Genomic DNA, 19,869 nt, shown 5'->3' on the forward strand with positions numbered 1-19,869 from the left:
AATACTTAAATTGCACCCAACTGCATCTTATAGTATTTCTCGTAGATACCTCCTTCTTTGATTAATTGCTTGTGGGTACCTTTTTCTTTAATACCATCCCCATCCAAAACAATTATTTCATCAGCACCAAGAATAGTAGACAAACGATGGGCTATTGTGATTGTTGTTCTACCTACTGCAAGCTTATCTAAGCTTTCCTGGATATATCGCTCACTTTCATTATCAAGTGCACTGGTTGCTTCATCCAAAATTAATATAGGTGGATTTTTCAGGAATACTCTTGCGATAGCGATACGCTGCTTTTGTCCGCCAGATAATCTGGTGCCTCGCTCACCTACCTCTGTATCAAATCCATCAGGAAGGCTTTCGATGAAATCCAATAAATCTGCATTTCTCGCAGCCTCTACAATTTCTTCCATGGTAGCATCCTGCTTGCCGTATGCGATATTTTCTTTTATCGTTCCATTGAACAGATAAACATCCTGTTGAACTATTCCAATATAAGAGCGCAGTGATTTTTGAGTCACATTTCTGATATCAACACCATCTATACGCACACTACCGCCGGTAACATCGTAAAATCTAGGAATAAGTGCGCAAAGTGTAGTCTTTCCACCACCAGAAGGTCCCACTATAGCAACAGACTTTCCTGCATCCACATGCAGATTGATATTCTCTAAAACTGTCTCCTCTTCTTCATATGAGAATGATACATTTTCAAAATCGATAACCCCCTGCACATTATTTAACTCTTTGGCATCCTTGTCATCAACAATATCAGGCATAGTATCCATTACTTCTGTAAATCTTTCAAAGCCTGCAAGTCCTTTTTGAAGCTGTTCTGTAAACTCCACAAGAACGTTAACCGGATTAATAAAGATGTTGATATACAGGGCATAAATCGCCAAATCCTCAACTGAAATCTGTCCCTTTGCAATGCAATAGCCCCCAGAAACCAGCACAGTCATAAACATCAGACCTTCAAACATACTATTTCCAGAATGGAATATTCCCATCTGTCTATAGTTTGCCTTTTTAGAATCCAAAAAGGCTAGATTACTTTTATCAAACTTCTTCTGTTCGATATCCTCACCGGTAAATGACTTTACTACTCTGATTCCGCCCAAAGTATCCTGTAAAGAAGAATTTATTCCTGCAATCTTCTTTCGGTTATCAGAAAATGTACGTCGCATTTTGTGGTTCTGATTTACCGCAAAAATACCCATAAATACCACAACAATAGCCAGACAAAGTGTCATAGGTACGTTGATTCTCATTAAAAGTATAAATGAACCTACTATCTTCACCACTGAGATAAATATATTCTCAGGTCCATGATGGGCCAGCTCTGAAATGTCAAACAGATCCGACACCAGCTTACTCATCATCTCTCCTGTATTGTGAGTATCATAATAAGAAAATGAGAATGCTTCAAAACGCTCAAATAGCTCTCTACGCATTCCAGACTCTATTTTTGCACCCATCATATGACCTTGATAAGTAACATAATATTTGCAGGCTGTCCTTATCAGATACATGACAATCATAAGCAGGGCAATCCAACCCAAATTCTTAAGAATGATTTCTGGGGCCTCAAGATATAGAGTCTCTCTTAAAAACCTAAGTAACTGCGGAAACGCCAGATCAATTACAGACAAAATAGTTGCACAAATTAAATCTAAAACAAACACACCTATGTATGGTTTGTAATATGGGATAAATCTTTTAATAAGCTTCATTTCTAATTTCCTTCTTCTAAAACATACTGTAGTAAGTATATCATAAGAGGGGAATGATTGCATTTTCACAGCTTACCCAATCAACGCCTTAATGTCATCTTCAACATTAGTGATGCCGGCAATGCCGAAGTTTTCAACCAGTACATTAACCACGTTTGGCGAAAGAAATGCTGGAAGTGTTGGTCCAAGATGGATGTTCTTTACGCCTAAATAAAGCAGCGCAAGAAGAACGATTACCGCCTTCTGCTCGTACCATGAAATGTTGTAAACGATTGGAAGGTCATTGACGTCATCCAGCTCGAACACTTCCTTTAGCTTGAGTACGATGAGGGCTAGTGAATATGAATCGTTGCACTGGCCTGCGTCTAACACTCTTGGGATTCCGCCGATGTCGCCTAAATCAAGCTTGTTGTATTTGTATTTTGCGCAACCTGCTGTGAGGATGACCGTATCCTTTGGAAGTGCCTGTGCAAATTCGGTGTAATAGCTTCTGCTTTTAGCGCGGCCGTCACATCCTGCCATTACCACAAATTTCTTGATAGCGCCAGATTTTACAGCGTCAACTACAGTGTCTGCCAAGGCGAATACCTGCTCGTGGGCGAAGCCGCCTGTGATTGTACCTGTTTCGATTTCTGTTGGGGCCTGGCAATTCTTTGCCATCTCGATGATTTCTGAGAAATCCTTTACCTCACCATATTTTCCGTCGATGTGCTTGCAGCCAGGGTAACCTGCCGCGCCAGTTGTGAACATTCTATCTTTGTAATAATCGGCAGGTGGAACGATGCAGTTTGTAGTCATAAGGATTGGGCCGTTGAAGCTGGCAAACTCTTCCTTCTGCTTCCACCATGCGTTTCCGTAATTTCCAGCAAAGTTATCATACTTTTTGAAGAATGGATAATAATGGGCAGGCAACATCTCAGAATGAGTGTACACATCCACACCTGTGCCCTTAGTCTGCTCCAAAAGCATCTCCAAATCCTTCAGGTCGTGACCTGAAATAAGGATTCCAGGATTGTTTCTGACACCGATATTTACCTGTGTGATTTCAGGATTTCCGTAGGCAGATGTATTTGCCTCGTCAAGAAGTGCCATTCCATCCACACCGTATTTTCCAGTTTCCAATGTAAGTGCCACCAAATCATCTACAGAAAGACTGTCATCAAGAGTTGCTGCGAGGGCCTTCTGAAGGAACGCATCCACCTCCACGTTGTCCTTAAGAAGTGCGTTTGCATGCTTTGAATATGCAGCAAGCCCCTTGAGACCATAGGTGATGAGCTCTCTTAATGAACGAATGTCTTCATTTTCTGTTGAAAGAACGCCTACTGTTTTTGCCTTCTCATCAAAATCTGCCTTGGCGCCATTGTACATAGCAGCCTCTGGAAGATTAGCGCGAGCCTCCGTACTAAGCTGGCCCAGCAGCTTTTCTTTAATAGAAAGAGTCTCTTCGATTTTTGCAGATATGGCATCATAATCGAAGTTTGCATTTGTGATTGTTGTGAATAAGTTCACCGATATGAGATGATTAACATCCTCTGCTACGGCCTTGCCCTCAGCGCGAAGTGCTGTAGTTACTGCTGAAATCCCCTTGGTTACATATACAAGCAAATCCTGCAGATTGGCCACCTCAGGCTTCTTTCCACATACGCCAGACATTGTGCAGCCCGCACATCCAGCTGTTTCCTGACATTGATAGCAAAACATCTTATTTTCCATTGTTTGACTCCTTTGAAACGTGATTTTTGATTCTGCAAGCACTATATACCAATCCCAAAGTTAAAATAGTTGCAAATGCAACTCCTTCCATCGTATGATTAAGGTAGTATATGATTGGCAGGTGATATCTATGGAAAAAGAAGTAAGCTATAACAAAGTGGAGCTTTTTGAAAACATTAATGAGGCGGAACTGGACAAACTGCTATGCTGCATCCGCTCTTTCAAAAAGGATTACCAAAAGGGACAAACCATTTATATGGAAACTGACAGTATCCCCTACGTTGGGATTGTGCTGAGCGGAAGCGTTCATATGATAAAGGAAGATATTTGGGGCAACAGCTCCCTGTTCACTTTCTTCGGGCCTGGGGAATTGTTCGGCGAAAGCTTTGCGGTGCAAAAGGATATTTCCTCATCGGTTATATTCAAGGCCGCGCAAGATTCTAAGGTTTTGTTTTTGGCCGCTGCCAACATCATTCACACCTGTCCAAATGCCTGTGCTTTTCACGGGCAGATAGCCACAAACCTGTTTCATTTGTTGGGATGCAAGAATCAGAAATTCATTAATAAGATAGAAATTCTCTCCAAGGGCAGCATCAGAGAAAAGCTGTTAGCCTACATCTCCCAGCTGGCTCAGGAACAGAAATCAAAATATGTAAGCTCCCCTCTTTCGCGAGTGGCTTTGGCGGAATATTTATCGGTGAATCGCAGCGCAATGATCCGCGAGCTGTCGAAAATGAGGGATGATGGAATAATAGATTTTGACAAGGACACGTTTATAGTAAAGGAAGGAACGCATGGAAAAGAACATAAAAGAGACTCTTAAAAATGAAAGCTTCGGCATGGGAATCGGCTCTGGAATTAAGGCTGCGCCACTGAAAAGGCAGGACGGTGCCGATGAGCAGTACCTTAGCCTAAAGCAGATTGAAAATCATCCTCTTAATATTTTTGCTTTGGAAAATGAAGCGATTTTAGCGGTGCTCGGTGAGTTGCGCCAGGCCATGGAAAAACGCGATAATCTGGTGGAGACGCTGGATAAGGCTAGGGAGATTGCTGTTCATTACGCCGAAAAGGGTGATTTGCTGTATCCTCTTCTTAAGCTGAAATACAGATTTGCTGGGCCAACAGATGTTATGTGGACCGTGGATGGCGAGATTCGTGACGAGATGAAAGTGCTATCTAACAGCGCTAAGGATTTTCCATCTCTTTTAGAGGATGAAGCTTGGAATCAGCGTCTGGATGCGGTTGTCACAAAGGCCGAGGAAATGATTTATAAGGAAGAAAATATCATCTATCCTCTTTGCGCTAAGAATTTTACTGAGGAAGAATGGCAGGATATTGCCAGAGATTTGGATGATTACAAGCAGTGCCTCATTGAAAAACGACCTGCCTGGGAAAAGGCTACTCCTAAGAAAAAGATGGCTGAAATGGCGCAGTGTGAGGAAGTGATTAATCTTCCTTCCGGCAGTCTTACTGGGGTTCAGCTGGATGCCATGCTAAACACCATCCCTATGGAGCTTACGTTTGTGGATGTGAACAACGTCAATAAATACTTCAATGACGGGAATGACATGAAGCTATTCAAGCGCCCGCTTATGGCATTAGACAGGGAAGTTTTCACTTGTCACCCACCTAAGTTCGAGCCTATGGTGCGTTCCATCATTGAAGATTTCCGCGTTGGAAATAGAAATTCCGTTGACGTATGGAGCAGCCGCGACAATCAGCCTGTGCTGATTAGATACATGGCTGTCAGAGATAAAGATAGTAAATACGTGGGCACGCTGGAGTGCGTCCAGCCTATGGGATTTGCTGAAAAGCATTTTAGTAGGTAATCAAAGCTACAAGCCATAGGCTACAACGCCAACCACATGGTAAGTGTTGTTGAATGTTCATGCTAGTACCTCTTTCCTGCAAAAATTACAACTTATCGTACTTATCTGCCTTCCCCTTAGCCTTTGCCACAGGATACTTAGCCTCATTCTGATCCATCTTTTTATTGATAATCTCATCAGGATCAACGCCAAGCTTATCTGCTAAATTTTGGCAATAAACCATAACATCTGCAAGCTCTTCCTTAACATGCTCCACGTCGTACTTATCATCATCCCACTGGAAGCACTCAAGTAGCTCAGCCGCTTCAATAACTATAGATTTTGCTAAATGAACTGGTGCGTGGAACTGGTCCCAGTCACGGTCTTCCGTAAATTTTCTAATTCTAGCAATTGTTTGTTCTGTCATTATTCTCAATCCTTTCAGTTAATTGTAATATCGTTTGCATGGGCGATATATTTCTTAAGATATTTCTGCAAATTTGGATTACATGCATATACATAACAACCTTTTATGCCTCGTGCAAGTATTGTAGTATATGTATTGATAATCAATTGTTTTACATCGTTTTCATCAGTGCCAGCTTTTACTTTCTTATCCTTAAAGTTTTCAAGCTTAACAAATATCTTGCCCTCTGCAGGATCATAATCGATTTCTTCACCAAATATAACACCACAATAATTCATGTCATACCCCTGTGAAGAGTGAATGCATCCTATTGTATATGTCGAATCCTGTCGATTAATCCAGTCCTTATTTGCAAGGTTCCAAATATACTTATGACCATCTATCTCAATGTCATATTCACCATTAGCAACAAGGCGATTATAACAATCCATGTTATCTTTTACTGTTCCTTTTTGTTTTGTCTTCCAATCCCATGCAAATCCCGCAACTGTTTTACATAGTCCAATTTCTTTATCTTTTTTACGTAGAGTTTCCACCATTTGATTCACATCATCAAATACCAGGAAGTCATAATTCTCTATACTCTTGAAACTAGAAACTGTCCCATCCATTATTTGCCTAATGTACTTGATATAGGAATCTCCGCCTTCGCAGCGCATCTGTGTCTGAAGGACATGATGCCAAATTGGATTGGCACATCGGTTATAAGTAGACTTGAAATCCTTGAAAGTAATATCCGATGATTTTACGCTTTGATTCTCGTCGTAAAACAACACAACATGCTTTGCAGACTTCAAAATCCATTCAAGCTGATTTGTATTATACTTATCAAGTCCCAGCTTTTCGCAAACATCATCATATGCCTTAAAGCCTGTAATGTTCTTTCGGCGCTTCAATCTATGAGCCTCGTCCACGAATAGCACATCATAATGCTTTTTCACAACATCGTTAGGCCCGATGACCATATCTGGCGTCAAGCCATTGCCACATGCCTTAAATACTTTTTGTACAGTACCTCGAATTCCCTCCATTGGAAAAACGAATCCAATGTTCAAAGGCTTGCCATTTCTCTCCATCAGTATGAAATCTTTGACCTTCTTTAGTGCAGCAAGCTTATCCAAATCCATTTCATCGTAATCATGAATATCATCAATGTCAGCTTCGTCAATATTTACTGCATTTACTAAGGAATTAATAATACTGATAGCAAGAACCGTTTTACCTGTACCAGCGCAACCATTAACTAAACTTAGGCTATGCACATCCTCTCCTGGTAAATGGAAGGCATCAACTATCGATTTAAGAATGGTAATTGCAGTACGGTTCTGCTCGCTAGTAAGTGAATTATATGGGGAAAACTTAAAGATATTATCGTTTTCTATTACTTCAATCGATTTATCAACAAGCTTCTTTTTTCTCAGCTCATTCCACAGAGCTGGAAATTTACTACGATATCCCTTCCTATCATAATAATCGTGCGAGGCTTGCTGACCTTTATTTTTGTTGAGCACCTTATATCGGCCATCTACTGAAAAATACCTTATCAGCCTTTGCTCATAATCAAGAATAACAGACTTGTTATATTCATTATCAAAAACAATCTCAACAACATCTAATTGTTTTTTCTCTTCATTCTTCAAATGCTGACTCATTCGATAAGCTGCACTAGTTGTCTCGCCAATATAAATGCATTTATCATCATGTATTAAATATACAACTGGCCAATTGATACCATGTGAAGATTCCTCTAGATTTTTTACGCCATCTTCATCAAAAGGATATGTGTGAATCTTTTCTAGCATATCTGCCACCTCATATACAAAAATCCCCTCTAAAACATACTGTAGTAAGTATATCATAGGAGGGGAATTATTGGACTAAATATGGAGTTATTTTAACTAAATTAAAATGGGCATGACATAATTAAATGCTGCCTACTACCAAATCCCTCTTTCTTTAAATCAGAATCCAAATAATCGTAAGCCATTGGCACCACCTTGATCAGGTTCATCGCCTGAGGCAATTTTTTCATAGCCTCCACTGGAATCTTTTTGTGCTCCATCAGCTTCAGATACTCTTCTGAAAAAGGCTCCACCATAGATGCAACACCCTGCACCTGCAAGCTTTTCAGCTGCCCAAATCCACCGTAAGGTTCAAAAATGGCCATGCCCACATTCTTATTCTCTTTCAGTCCCTTAAACTTTAATCCACCTTCAGAGAAAAAATAAAAGCATCCATCCACATAATTATATTCAATAGGTGTGTTACGCACACAATCCTGCGAAGCAGTTGCCAGCGCACAGGTATTATGCCCGCCGATAAAAGTCTCTATTCTTTCCTTTAATGCTACCTCCTCCATATGAACAGATTCCTTGTCGCGCTCTATCCAATGTGATGCAGCTGCATCATAATCCATCTTCCACATTTTGTAATCCCCCTATTCATCCTCATCTAACATCCTAGTAAAGTCAATATTTGATTGCTTACATATAAAAATGATGAAATACCCAATTTTTATACGCGTAAAAACCACTATTCCAGAGTGACGCACGTATAAAAATGAGATATTTTCATTTATTATATGCGCAAATTAGCCCAAATTCCATGTTTCTATTGATTTTGCGCGTATAAAACTCCCGATAACAGACATTTTTATACGCGCGGCACCTGCTCCAAGAGAGGGATGATTACATAGTAAAGTCTATCATCTTTGAAGCTGAGATAGCCGATAATCTGGCCGCTCTTGTTTCTCAGGTACAGTCTGTGATTGGATACGCCTGCTGGATAAAGCAAAAAAAGAACCACTCCTCTCGGATGAGATTGGAGTGGTTCGAAAAAACTATATTCTACTTAAATGCGATTTGAGCAAAATTGTAGAAACCAAGATACCAAATATCAAAATTGTGCTCGCCATCAAGCTCCTGCCACATAAAGTTCTCACCATCTACAAACTGGTCGCAAACCTCTGGAAGATTCTTTGCTGCTCCTGAAGCGCTCCAGTAAGCGATGCCATCCTGAAGTCCACAAATATTGTAGAAATAGTGGATAGGATACTGATTATCTGCCAAAAGCTCTGCTGTGGTTGATGCTGGATTGCTAGTAGGTGCTGCTGAAAAAGCTCCGTAATAGCTGAACAAATCAACACACTCGCCGATGCCGATGTTGATTGTCTGCATACCGCCCATTGAAAGACCTGCGCAGGCTCTATGATCACGGTCAGCGTAAGTGCTGTAGTGTGAATCGATGTATGGAATCAAATCCTCTCTAAGCTCTTTGCCAAAAGCGTAGAATGAAGGGATTGAACCACTTTCAGATGCCTTGCCATTTGGTGTAACAACGATGAAGGAATCGATATCTCCATAATATGAAAGATTATCCATCATGGCCTTTACCTTTGACTCATCATCGAACATGCCCCACTCGTTTTCATCACCGCCGATTCCGTGAAGAAGATATAGCACATTGTACTGCTTGTCTTCACTATAGTTTGCTGGTAAGTAGACGTTGGCTTTCTTTGTATATGTGTTTCCATTTTCAGAATCATGTGCTGTATAAGAAATGGTCTGGATTGTACCTGCTCCTTCGCCACTTCTGATTGCAGAATATTTTTCAGGAATGCTGTCGCTAATGGTAGCTGTTGGATTATAATGTGTTCCACCTGTTGTATAAGCAAAATCAGCATCGATTTTGCCTTCAAGCTCGCCCACGCCAAGGAAGCCGAATTCTACAGTTCCACCACTTGGAATAGTTGTGTTCCAGCTAAGTGGAGTGAGAATGTATTCATCATCAGTGGTCTCGATGTCAACGCACCAGCTAGAATCAATATTTACCTGATTTCTGCTGAGCTTTACTGTCCAATTCTCAAGTGCATCCTTTGAGTTATTGGTAATCTTATAGCCAACCCAATATCCAGTTCCCCAACTGTTCAGGTCATAGCTAATATCTACCTTCTTTTGTGCAGAAAGTAAAACGCTGGCATTTTCCTCTAAATAATTTGCTGTCAATGCATCATCATTTGCAGCCTTGGCTGTCATCCCCATTGAACTAGCAGCAAGAGCCAGTACCAAGGCAGTTGTTAATATCTTTTTGCTTCTCATACATATCCTCTCCTTTGTTTGTTCTTTGCCTAAGCAATTCACGCGCGCAATATAATAATATACCCTGAGAGGATTTTACGCGACACAATTCTTGCCAAGTGTATTATCACTGCCAGCCCCCATATTTAGAGCCTTTCTTCACAGCACCATCACATTATTACGATTTATTGCTCAATCTAAAAATCCAGCTTCCATATACATACTGAAAGGAGTTTTTTTTTGTACCATTCCTAGCAGGCCCTTCCAGGGCCAGGTCTGCCCGAGCTCCACAGACCACTCGCTGAAGCGAGCAAGGAAGGATTATAATCAATCTATTAGCTGGCCCAGTAGGGTACGTTCTTCCAATATGACATAATAAAACCATGATCAAAATGACCATGGTTTATTTCAAACACAATATTATTGTTTCGCTGCAGTAGGAACAAATTCAAGCTTAAGACGCATTCCTAATCCTTCAGCAATACGTTTTACCATTGCTAAACTTGGATTTCTTGTACCATTCTCAATACGACTAATATCAGCCTGAGTAATTCCTGTTCTTTCAGCTAATTCTTTTTGCGTAATATGTTGTTTGTTTCTGGCATCAATCATAGCCTGAATAATATCATATTCTGCTTCTAACGCATCATATTCTGCTTTAATCTCAGGATTCTTCAGAACTTTTTCTTTATATTCCTTGTAGCTACTCATTTACAATACCTCCGTTCATAATCTGCTTTATATTTTTTAGCATGCATCTTTGGATCTAAATCATCTAAAAACTCTTGCACCGAACACCGACCATCCTCGGTATCATAAAACTCAATTTCGTACATAATTCTCCTCTTTCTTAACATTATAATATGTCGTATTAAACATATTGTCAATATAAAAATTATGTCGTATTAAACATAATCTCCAATTCTATTATACTCGACACATTGTATTTTTATCGGACAGCTCAATGCCAGAAAGTTCAGATATCGTATATGCGATATTTTACATTAGCAAATAACTCAAGTATTTTTGTACCATTCCTAGCAGGCCCTTCCAGGGCCAGGTCTGCCCGAGCTCCACAGACCACTCGTTGACGCGAGCAAGGAAGGATTGTAATCGGCTTCGCCGATGGGAATAACGTGAATCCCACTATTCAGTAGCAACCTTGAAATCACCATCATAGAAATCTATTAATACACATACACTCTCGAAATAAATGCAAGATTATCTGTATTACCAGAATCAAGCATCTCAATTAGTCTATTAGCATGCCCCGAAGGATGTGTTCTTCCAAGCTCCCAAGCTTCTACTGTTTTCTTGGAAACTCCAAGATAATTTGCAAAAACAGCTTGTGTCATGCCAGCTTTGTTACGAACTGCCTTAATTTCATCGTTTGAGTTACTCCTCACTGGATCGATAATATAAGTTATCGTCTTTGCTTTGCCGTTACCTTTTTCAAAATCAATAGCTTCTTGTATGCCTTCCTTTAAATCCGCAAATAAAGAACTCATAAATGGTCACCCCCTATTTTTAGTAGCCTTTTTCATCTTAAATCCTACATTGTAGGGTGTTAATATCAGCGTACCAAATCATCTCAGCACTTGGTGGATTTATTGACATAGGTTCAGATCGTGAATATAATCTTCAATAAGTTAAATGCATTAATTACTAGTTATGAGGTTATATCTATGGGAATATTTGTAATTATTCTATTAATTATTGTTGTTTCTTTCATAAGCGCAATATCCAATACTCCAGAGGCAATTGGGAAAAAAGGTGAAAATAAAATAGAAAAAGATCTAAATAATATTAATTTTTGGGGCTATGAAGGATATTGCTTAAGGAATATTTATGTTCCTAGAAAAAATGGAGAGACTTCAGAAATAGATTTGTTATATATAACGCGTAAAGGATTCTTTGTAATCGAAAGTAAAAACTATAGTGGCTATATTTTCGGAGATGATAGACGTCAACAGTGGACAAGTACACTTTATGGTGGGACAAATTGGTATGGAGGTAGTAAAGTCAACAAATACAAGTTTTATAACCCTGTTTGGCAAAACAATACACATATTACAGCATTAAAAGAATATCTGGGTGATATTTCAGCGATATCTATAATTGTGTTTGGTGGAAATTGTGAATTGAAAGATGTAAATGTTAGTAAAGAAAATGTTTATATTTGCTATGAGAAAAAACTTAAGAAACTAATGAAAAAGATTTGGGAGAGTACTCCTACCTATTATAGTAAGGAAGAGCTAAGAGTTTTTTATAATACTCTCCTGCCACTTACAGATGTATCTAGTGAAAAGAAAAAACTTCATGTTCAAAAAATAAATGAAAAACAACAAGGAGATGTTTGTCCTAGGTGTGGAGGAGCTTTAGTATTAAGACAAGCAAAAAATGGAATATATGCTGGAAACAGTTTTTATGGATGCTCGAATTACCCCAAGTGTAAATTTATAAAAAATATATAAATCTGGAAAAAGAAGAAGAAGAGAGCGAGAAATAGGAATATTGTACGCTCTCTTCTTCTTTGTAATAAATGTAAATTACCTATAAATTACAATCGATTAAATATACTTATCGTTTCGCGGCTATCTACATATAATACACCGTCCTCTTTTATAGAGGATAATTTACCTTCATCTACCAATGCTTGGATTTTTTCTTTGGACATACCATAACTAGCAAGCAACGAATATGCTTGTTCAAAGGAATAGTACCCTGGTTTCTTAGGATGCATTTTAGCTGGATGGACATATTCTCGTCGAGAAGGTCTTTTTCGATTGATAAAAGCTTCATCATAAATTGAGATATCAAGTCCTAATAGTTTTACCATCCGAAGTTCATCTAGAGCATCTCCCAATGCATTATGTGTTTCTGTATAATTTATTTCTCCAAGATAATGCATCATATCTGAAACTTTGAATCCCTTTTTGATTTTACCTGTAGCGCAAAGACTAATATTATTGGGAATTTGCTCATTGTACTGTTTGTAGGCTGCAATATCAGCAATATCGCACCAAGAATAATTACTCAATTCAGGCAATCTATCGTAGTCAAATTTTCCACAATAAGCTAAAAGTCTATCTGTGCCGTATGCTTCTAGTTGATTCTTTATTATAGCCATAATATTAGGACGAGAATCAATAATTGGTTCTTTAATATTTTCTAAGAAGAGCATATTCCCATACATTGAAGGAGTTTCGTAAAGGGAATTGACTATATAATATCCTGACCATAATTCGTGCATGTTTGTTTTATCAGCAATCACAACACCTAAAGAAATAACCTGATCCATAAAATTAGTTTCTATATCAATTACTGCAAATGTATTCGTTGCTATTTGGGTATTTTTTACGGGAGCAGCATATGCTTGACCATATCCAATTACATTTTTTTCTATTTCATGGATGATGCCTTCTTTGATTTTACTAATCTCACATATATAAGCTTTATTTAAACGCGGGTTATAAATACCTATTTTTGAAATATTATTAAAACAGTCAAATGTTGAGTGCTGCCCCATTATCCAATACATAAGGATTTGTAGGTATTGTGCTTCACTCGGATTGTTTTTTATGGTTTTTATATCCCATAAAGTATCTTCGGTTAAAATATCTCCATCACCAGCACCTATCTTCTCTGTATATCCCCCATCGAAAGTAAAACCTAATTTTTTTATATCACTAGTTTCTATAAAAAATCGATGTGTTCTCATAACCATGTATCTAACGTGTTCACAGGTTACTTTACTAGGTTTTAGATTTCTGTAATCTACTATCTCAGTCGGATTCCTATAAAATAGATCAAATGCTGCTAGTTGATAAGCGGCTCGTATAGATTCATCGTCCAAATCAATAATGATTTCTCCTAATATCTCTGCAATCTTTAGAGCATTAGTGAATCCAAAAATAGTTTCAGCTATTTTTGCACCTTTATATGAAATATCAAATGCCTTTCGTACATCTTCTCCGTTTAACAAAAAGCGGCTTAAATAGTCAACAACCATTCCTGTTAAACCATAATCCATATTTTCTTTTTTGTAATCAGTATCAATATTTGTCCAGTAGTCAGTATTGACGACTTCAAAATCAGAAATGCCTATAAAACCTCCTGCAGGTTGAGGATAAGTTTTTGCCACACTCCAAACGGTACTCATAATATTTTACCTCCAATTAATTGATTGTTTTTGCTGTAAATAAACAAAAAGCACCTAATCCTGACCTAGCCTGTCCTGATTAGATGCGTACATTACCTTTAGTTACCGTATCGTTAGTCTGTATGCCTGTTCTTTCCTAAACTGTTCTGTTCTTTTTCAAAATGGAATTCTTCTTTCGGCTAAAGAATACCATTCTAACCTTTGTAAAAGCTCAAGTAGTGTGCCGAAATAACACCACTGTCAACACCTTGCTAGTATATTACATTAATAAACACAATTATTCAACAATAATTTATACCATTGACGAAATTTTAAGTTAGATTACCATCTTCGGCACTTACAAACTTTATAACCATAATTTCTAATTTTTTGTATGTATTCTGGATTATTATCCCAATCAAATTTATTAAAATACCATTTCACCTTTTTGGGATTGATTTTCTTACTAATTTCATCTATATAACACATATCTACATTAGAAAAAGAGAATCCATATGAATATATTCTATTAATTTTATTAAGCTTATTGAAAAAAAATGATTCCTTTTAATGGCGCAAGCAAGCTTGTCCCAATAATCAACTATTATTTAGCAGTTCTGCTTTCTTTTTGTCGAACTCTTCTTGGGTGATAATGCCATCATCCAAGAATTCTTTATACTTTCGAATGGCCTCAGCATTATTAACTTCTCTATCTTAAAAGTTCATATTGCATTTAAAGTTACTTGTAGAATCTTACGAATCTATAGCATCAAAGTTTCAACATTCTAATTTTGACCTTTCTATTCTAACAAAAAGAAAATCTACAGTTAATATATTAAATAGGAATAATACTAATATCTTCAGGATGAATATTATGTTTAATAATACGTGAACACTCAGGTGGAATATCTTTATCCCATATTATTTTGGATAAAATAGAGACCAGCATAGCATGTGACATAGCTTCAGGGTCATCCATATCATCTACCGTCACTAAAAAATCAAGTCTATAAGCAGTACCATTATCTCGTAACAAATCGTATATTGGGGGACATGACGTCCTTAATTCCTCTGCCAATTCCCCTCCAATAATTTTACAATATTGCTCTTTGAACCACTCGTCTTCATAAGTAGTGAAATTAATATGTCCACCGTTAGTACCATCAACATCTGCATATTTTTGTTTATACCATTTTTCTAAACAAAAAAGGGCTTTTTGAATATCTGATTTAGATACATTGTAGTTTTCAAGCGTTTTTTTCATACTCTCGCTATAGTTATCCCACGAATTAATCTTTAGCCCTTGAGATTCGATTATCTCTCTATTTATCAGCTTTGTGTAATGGTGCCCTAAAATCTTCATCTTAACCGATTTATCGTAAAACTGTGGACATAAAACATTTATTTTATATTGTGTAATTCTTTCTTTTATATAAAACTCAGCATCTTCATACTTAGCTACATCTTCATTTTTTAAATTCAATAAATTATATTTATTTGCTATTTTTTCTGCCTCATTATATAAGCAGAAACACCAAGAGTTTGTATCAAAACTATCTATCTTCATGTTATTAATATATCCTCTGAATATGTGAGTTTCATAGGTGAAATTATTAATCCTATTTATTCATATGTTGAACTTCTTCAATATATCCAGCAGTAACTATTCCAGCTGGTAATGCTACTATGGCGATTCCAAAGAATGATGAAATCATAGTAATAATCTTAGCTGACCATTTAGACCTCTCACTAAACAATACTTTCTTCTTCGATTTTTTCTGCATCTTTTAGTAAGTGCTCATGACTCTTTAATGCTTTAGATTCATCAATCTCCACATCATCCGGCAAGAAATAAATCTTAGATTCATATAATTGTTTACCTTCTTTACCAATAAGTTTTAGTTTGAATATATTGTTATCATAGTCCAATATGGACTCTTCTTCACAAAGTCTTGCATTAAAAATACCAGATAATATGATTACTTCGATATCCACTCCTAAAACTTCTATTCGCTTTTTTTCTACAAACTCAATATAATTTTCATTATTACCAATTAATCCTCTAACAAAATCCTTTGACAAATCGTGGCCATCTAGAGATACAGAATCACAATCAATTCTAAAGGGATTATTATCAATTAATGATCGATACAAGCTATTAACATTTCTTGCATCTATTGTTTTAATACCTTTATTTACTGTAAATCTTTTATTTAAATGATTTTCTAATGAGACAACACGTTTCCAAAACTTAATGATATTTAGCGGTATTTTTTTCATATTCGGAGTATTATTAACCACTAAATGATGTTCATTAATATGTAGCCTATTATCACAAATAGCGTTTATTAATTGGTATGATTCCAACATATCAGTTGCACTATTGGCATTCTCACTACTAATGTCAAATGCAAAACGTATATTTTCAATATGCTCTGGATCTATGTAATAAGTAAACTGAAAACACGATGTTTTATCTGATACATATTTTCGCTCATAAACACTATCGTTTGGTTGTCGTAACAAAATTAAATCTTTCTTTATATTACCATCCCCTATTTTCAGCTCAATCACCTCATTCATTGGGGGTGGCATTAAAAACATACGAGCCTCTTTAATCTCTATATTAGAAAATGGATATGAGCCTATTTTTTCTATTGGAATTTTATTTCCATTTAAGTCAATACAATGATTTGAATCACCGATTATATTTAGAGCTGTTTGTGAATTATATAGATATTCTGCGATAGTCTGGCTTGTAATATCTGAAACATTCTTGAGGGCTTTCTTTGCCTTCTCAGGAATCTCTACTTTAAATGTTATATTTGTTTCTCCAGATGTCGATGTTACAGCAAAAAAATCATCAGTAACTTTTGAATATGTTAACCCTTCCGGTAAATCCGAATCAATAGCCTTTTGTAAAGCACTAGAAACATTTCCATCAAATATTTGTTCATCCTGAAAAACAGAATTAAAATCGGAAAACATCATATATCTTCTTTTAAATCCTCCCATATTAGTATTTTTGTAAATAATTGTGCTCGTTCTTTTACACTTAAGCTAAGTTCATCAATAAGTGAAATCAACTCAAGAGCATCAGTTCGTGTAGCAACAATTATATATTTGATATCAGAGTATTTAAACGGCACCCATAGTGATTTTTCGAGCTCAATGGCATCATTATATTTTTTACTTGAAAAACCTTCTTTTCCATATAATACTTTTCCTATACCTACATCATCTGTATTAGCTATATAACGCCACTCGCATTCATCTGTAAAATTTTTTTCAATATTCCCATCTTTAGAAATATTAATACCCTGAAGTGGCTTCATATAGAACATTGTCGTTAATAGATAATTTTTTAATGGCGACCGTTCAGTTATAGACATAGCTTCATCGAAGGCTATCTTATAATCATTATACTTCGGTGAATTAGTATTTATGTAGTTTATAGGTTGAATGCCTTTTTCTATGCCCCATTTCTTTGAAAATGCTATTCCATAATATCCGTATGTGTTCATATGAGGCTCAATATTGTGCATATTAATGTCGCAAAAACAAATCATAGGATAAAATAAGCTATTCTTACCTATATCTAAATATGATGTGTCTTCCTCGCAATATCTAGGAATAAGTGCAGAATCTCTGATTTTATCAAACAAAAATTTCTTTTCTCTCATAAAATGAAAAAGGCTGTTTGCACTTTGTTCACTCTTTATATATGGTGTGCTTTCAGGTGTATGTGTTAATTTTTCCATTTATTGTATTCTCGCCTTAAATATGTATTTTATATTTTTTGTGATAAGACTTGATATAGCTTCATCAAAGCCGCCACACAATCTGATTCTGAAGTTTCTTTTACAGAAAAACCGTACGCTTGCATTACAGCCTTATCATTGGCCGTGTGAGCTTTTTTGAGTTCAATCGGCATTGTAAGCGAATCGTATAAATCTGCAAGAGAACTGTCAGGATATAAAGCTCTTGCCTCAAGAATAGCTTTCGGAGTCTGTTCAATACGTGTTTTTTGTTCATTAGTTGGTTTTGGCCAAGGGAATTTATTATATACAGCAGGCGAATATCTATAATCACTCTTTAACCTTCCGCAAACTATACCAATAAGACTTTCATCAATAAATAAGCTGTCATTTTTAGTATGGATACCCCAAATTTTCTTATCTTCGTTTGCCATGTGCCCCTCCGTTTTTCAGTCCCTTATCATCAAGACAATCAATAAGTAAATTATACGCCTGAAATATCTTTAATAAAAGAATTGCATTTCGAACATTATCAAAATAAATAAGTGATAACTTCCATAATTAGCTAAACACAATTACTAAACATAAATGATGTATATTGATTGCAACAATTGTATTTTTATTTTTGAGGTATTTATATGGCAAAAAGTTATTTGATTCTTTTGATTGCTGCTGTTATGTTACTTACAGTCGGTTGTGTTTCTGATAAAGAATATAAAGAACTTGAGGAAAGGGTATCATTTCTTGAATCACTTCATGGTGTAAGCCACAATGATATTCCCGATGAAACTGAACAATCAGAAGATGTTTCGTCCATGCAATCAGTCTCTACCGACAATTATATTTACGATATAAGTTCTTTATCTACCGACGAGATAGTAAAAGACTGTATGTATTATTTTGGCCTTTACCCTTCACAAGGTCAATTTGTAGATGATTTTGAGAAGTCCCTAAAATTATCCCCAGCATCTCGCCAATTTGATGTTTCTACCGAGAGTCAATATTATTATAGTAAAGGATATTACTTCTACTACTACAAATCTAGTAATGACACCAAACCAACCCATGATGCTATATGCTCAATATTCATAGGCGGACTTAAAAATGAAATGGATGGTAGTATAGGTATTGTTTCAGATTCTGAACGAAAAAACTATCCTGCTATAGATTTGAAGATATATATTATTAACTACGATCGTGCGGCCGAACTATACGAAAAATTATCTGAATCACTAAAACCATATTACAGCTCAAGTAAAGATTCTAGAGAAGGAACATATTGGTCTTGCAAAGCGAGAAACCTGTATGACTCTTACACATTTTTATCCATGGAAAAGAAAGCTGATTATTATGAGATAACCTTATCTGTAGATTCTACCCTTTTTAGAAATAAATCAGATGAATCTACCAATACTACTCTCAGCACCAATAATTATGATAAGGTAATGGAGAAATCTTCATCTATTACATCCCAAAAGAATGATACAAAACACTCCTCAGGTCCTTTAGCTATAGCTAAAACTGGAGGCTTACGAATTAAGTCCGAAGCCAATACCGATTCAGAAGTCATTGCCCAATTATCAGAAGGAGAGTCTGTAGCCATACTTGACAATACTCAGAATGATGAGTGGATCAAGGTAGATTATAACGGTGACGAAGGATATATTTATTCAGAATATGTAGATATAAAATACCCTTCTTCAATTGAATAATCCGCATCACTACATAATCTTATTCAAAATTGATCATTTCGAAAAGAGCGAGTTTTTCTCACTCTTTCACTAACTCGGTACTTCAAGAAGTCGACGTCGCCTAACTAATAGTATTTACAGGGGGTGATAGCAACACCCATTCGTTAGATGCAATACGTTAAACAACACTAGCATTGATTAAAAAAAGAAAAGCCTCCCTTCGGAGGCCAATGTCATTAAGTTAAGAGGGATGTATAAAGATCTCTGCATCAGGAATGATGCAGGGGTCTTTTTTCTATAAAGGGTTGACATTAATGCAGAAAAGTGCGGCCGCTTTCGCTACTGATTATTTTCAGAGGTAGCGAAAGCGGCCCTTGAAATTGTAAGTATATTTACAAATTTCAGGGAGGCGCACATGAAACCACAAATGGTAAAGAAACTTTTGATGTCACAAATTAAAACAATTGCAGATAATGCAAAATCTTTCTGTATTGATTCTGAAAGAAATTTCTCACG

General features: G+C 36.6%; 20 protein-coding genes and 1 pseudogene. 4 read left to right on the forward strand and 17 right to left on the reverse strand.

Annotated elements, in window-relative coordinates:
- Positions 1-5 precede the first annotated feature (5 nt).
- Together BM097_RS07855 and hcp are read right to left on the reverse strand one after the other, a co-directional pair.
- The gene (locus BM097_RS07855; protein ID WP_090547773.1) at positions 6-1,739 is read right to left on the reverse strand and encodes an ABC transporter ATP-binding protein; all 1,734 of its coding nucleotides are present in this window, start codon (positions 1,737-1,739) and stop codon (positions 6-8) included.
- 72 nt (positions 1,740-1,811) lie between these two features.
- On the reverse strand, positions 1,812-3,452 hold the full coding sequence (gene hcp / locus BM097_RS07860; protein WP_090547776.1) for a hydroxylamine reductase: 1,641 nt from the start codon (positions 3,450-3,452) through the stop codon (positions 1,812-1,814).
- Between the two features lie 130 nt (positions 3,453-3,582).
- On the opposite strand from hcp, the gene BM097_RS07865 reads away from it, so the two are divergent.
- Together BM097_RS07865 and BM097_RS07870 are read left to right on the forward strand one after the other, a co-directional pair.
- Positions 3,583-4,275 carry a Crp/Fnr family transcriptional regulator gene (locus BM097_RS07865; protein WP_090547778.1) on the forward strand — a complete coding sequence of 231 codons (693 nt, stop codon included), beginning with the start codon at positions 3,583-3,585 and terminating at the stop codon, positions 4,273-4,275.
- The gene (locus BM097_RS07870; protein WP_090547780.1) at positions 4,247-5,281 is read left to right on the forward strand and encodes a PAS domain-containing protein; all 1,035 of its coding nucleotides are present in this window, start codon (positions 4,247-4,249) and stop codon (positions 5,279-5,281) included. The genes BM097_RS07865 and BM097_RS07870 overlap by 29 nt, the downstream gene beginning before the upstream one ends.
- Before the next feature lie 85 nt (positions 5,282-5,366).
- Here BM097_RS07870 and BM097_RS07875 read toward each other — a convergent pair whose 3' ends face one another.
- From BM097_RS07875 to BM097_RS07900, 7 genes are all read right to left on the reverse strand, one after another.
- Positions 5,367-5,687 (reverse strand): nucleotide pyrophosphohydrolase, encoded by a 321-nt coding sequence (locus tag BM097_RS07875; protein WP_090547783.1) that lies wholly within the window; start codon positions 5,685-5,687, stop codon positions 5,367-5,369.
- A 14-nt stretch (positions 5,688-5,701) separates the two neighbouring features.
- The gene (locus BM097_RS07880; RefSeq protein ID WP_090547786.1) at positions 5,702-7,489 is read right to left on the reverse strand and encodes a DUF2075 domain-containing protein; all 1,788 of its coding nucleotides are present in this window, start codon (positions 7,487-7,489) and stop codon (positions 5,702-5,704) included.
- A gap of 101 nt (positions 7,490-7,590) precedes the next feature.
- Positions 7,591-8,112, reverse strand: coding sequence for a pyridoxamine 5'-phosphate oxidase family protein (locus BM097_RS07885; protein ID WP_090547788.1), 522 nt, complete (start codon positions 8,110-8,112; stop codon positions 7,591-7,593).
- A 421-nt stretch (positions 8,113-8,533) separates the two neighbouring features.
- Complete coding sequence (locus BM097_RS07890) at positions 8,534-9,784, reverse strand: alpha/beta hydrolase-fold protein (RefSeq protein WP_090547791.1); 1,251 nt, start codon at positions 9,782-9,784, stop codon at positions 8,534-8,536.
- 399 nt (positions 9,785-10,183) lie between these two features.
- A complete protein-coding gene (locus tag BM097_RS07895) occupies positions 10,184-10,474 on the reverse strand; it encodes a helix-turn-helix domain-containing protein (protein WP_090295375.1) in 291 nt (96 codons plus the stop codon).
- Positions 10,471-10,599 carry a hypothetical protein gene (locus BM097_RS16820; protein WP_255406633.1) on the reverse strand — a complete coding sequence of 43 codons (129 nt, stop codon included), beginning with the start codon at positions 10,597-10,599 and terminating at the stop codon, positions 10,471-10,473. Before BM097_RS16820 ends, BM097_RS07895 begins: the two co-directional genes overlap by 4 nt.
- A 351-nt stretch (positions 10,600-10,950) precedes the next feature.
- Positions 10,951-11,271: a helix-turn-helix domain-containing protein gene (locus BM097_RS07900; protein WP_090547794.1), complete on the reverse strand. Its 321-nt coding sequence runs from the start codon at positions 11,269-11,271 to the stop codon at positions 10,951-10,953.
- Positions 11,272-11,448: 177 nt separating this feature from the next.
- Between BM097_RS07900 and BM097_RS07905 the strand changes: the two genes are divergently transcribed.
- Entirely contained in the window at positions 11,449-12,237 is a 789-nt protein-coding gene (locus BM097_RS07905; protein ID WP_090547797.1) for a nuclease-related domain-containing protein, read from the forward strand.
- Positions 12,238-12,323: 86 nt separating this feature from the next.
- Here BM097_RS07905 and BM097_RS07910 read toward each other — a convergent pair whose 3' ends face one another.
- The 8 genes and pseudogenes from BM097_RS07910 to BM097_RS07945 all read right to left on the reverse strand — a co-directional run bounded on the left by BM097_RS07910 (position 12,324) and on the right by BM097_RS07945 (position 18,096).
- Positions 12,324-13,925, reverse strand: a complete 1,602-nt coding sequence (locus BM097_RS07910; protein WP_090547800.1) for a 3'-5' exonuclease family protein — start codon at positions 13,923-13,925, stop codon at positions 12,324-12,326.
- A 321-nt stretch (positions 13,926-14,246) separates the two neighbouring features.
- Positions 14,247-14,453, reverse strand: a pseudogene (locus tag BM097_RS17035) (AbiH family protein); the annotation flags it as partial.
- A 48-nt stretch (positions 14,454-14,501) separates the two neighbouring features.
- Positions 14,502-14,591, reverse strand: coding sequence for an SHOCT domain-containing protein (locus tag BM097_RS07920; protein ID WP_090547821.1), 90 nt, complete (start codon positions 14,589-14,591; stop codon positions 14,502-14,504).
- A gap of 148 nt (positions 14,592-14,739) precedes the next feature.
- Positions 14,740-15,471 carry a hypothetical protein gene (locus tag BM097_RS07925; RefSeq protein WP_090547806.1) on the reverse strand — a complete coding sequence of 244 codons (732 nt, stop codon included), beginning with the start codon at positions 15,469-15,471 and terminating at the stop codon, positions 14,740-14,742.
- Between the two features lie 52 nt (positions 15,472-15,523).
- Positions 15,524-15,661 carry a hypothetical protein gene (locus tag BM097_RS16335; RefSeq protein ID WP_177197404.1) on the reverse strand — a complete coding sequence of 46 codons (138 nt, stop codon included), beginning with the start codon at positions 15,659-15,661 and terminating at the stop codon, positions 15,524-15,526.
- The gene (locus tag BM097_RS07935; protein WP_090547809.1) at positions 15,654-16,919 is read right to left on the reverse strand and encodes an abortive infection system toxin AbiGii family protein; all 1,266 of its coding nucleotides are present in this window, start codon (positions 16,917-16,919) and stop codon (positions 15,654-15,656) included. The genes BM097_RS16335 and BM097_RS07935 overlap by 8 nt, the downstream gene beginning before the upstream one ends.
- Positions 16,892-17,665, reverse strand: coding sequence for an abortive infection system antitoxin AbiGi family protein (locus BM097_RS07940; protein ID WP_090547812.1), 774 nt, complete (start codon positions 17,663-17,665; stop codon positions 16,892-16,894). Before BM097_RS07940 ends, BM097_RS07935 begins: the two co-directional genes overlap by 28 nt.
- Before the next feature lie 29 nt (positions 17,666-17,694).
- Positions 17,695-18,096, reverse strand: a complete 402-nt coding sequence (locus BM097_RS07945; protein ID WP_207647030.1) for a type IIL restriction-modification enzyme MmeI — start codon at positions 18,094-18,096, stop codon at positions 17,695-17,697.
- 204 nt (positions 18,097-18,300) lie between these two features.
- Between BM097_RS07945 and BM097_RS16665 the strand changes: the two genes are divergently transcribed.
- Positions 18,301-19,374, forward strand: a complete 1,074-nt coding sequence (locus tag BM097_RS16665; RefSeq protein WP_242944678.1) for an SH3 domain-containing protein — start codon at positions 18,301-18,303, stop codon at positions 19,372-19,374.
- Positions 19,375-19,869 lie beyond the last annotated feature (495 nt).

The organism is Pseudobutyrivibrio sp. OR37 (assembly GCF_900113655.1).
Taxonomy (GTDB): Bacteria; Bacillota; Clostridia; order Lachnospirales; family Lachnospiraceae; genus Pseudobutyrivibrio.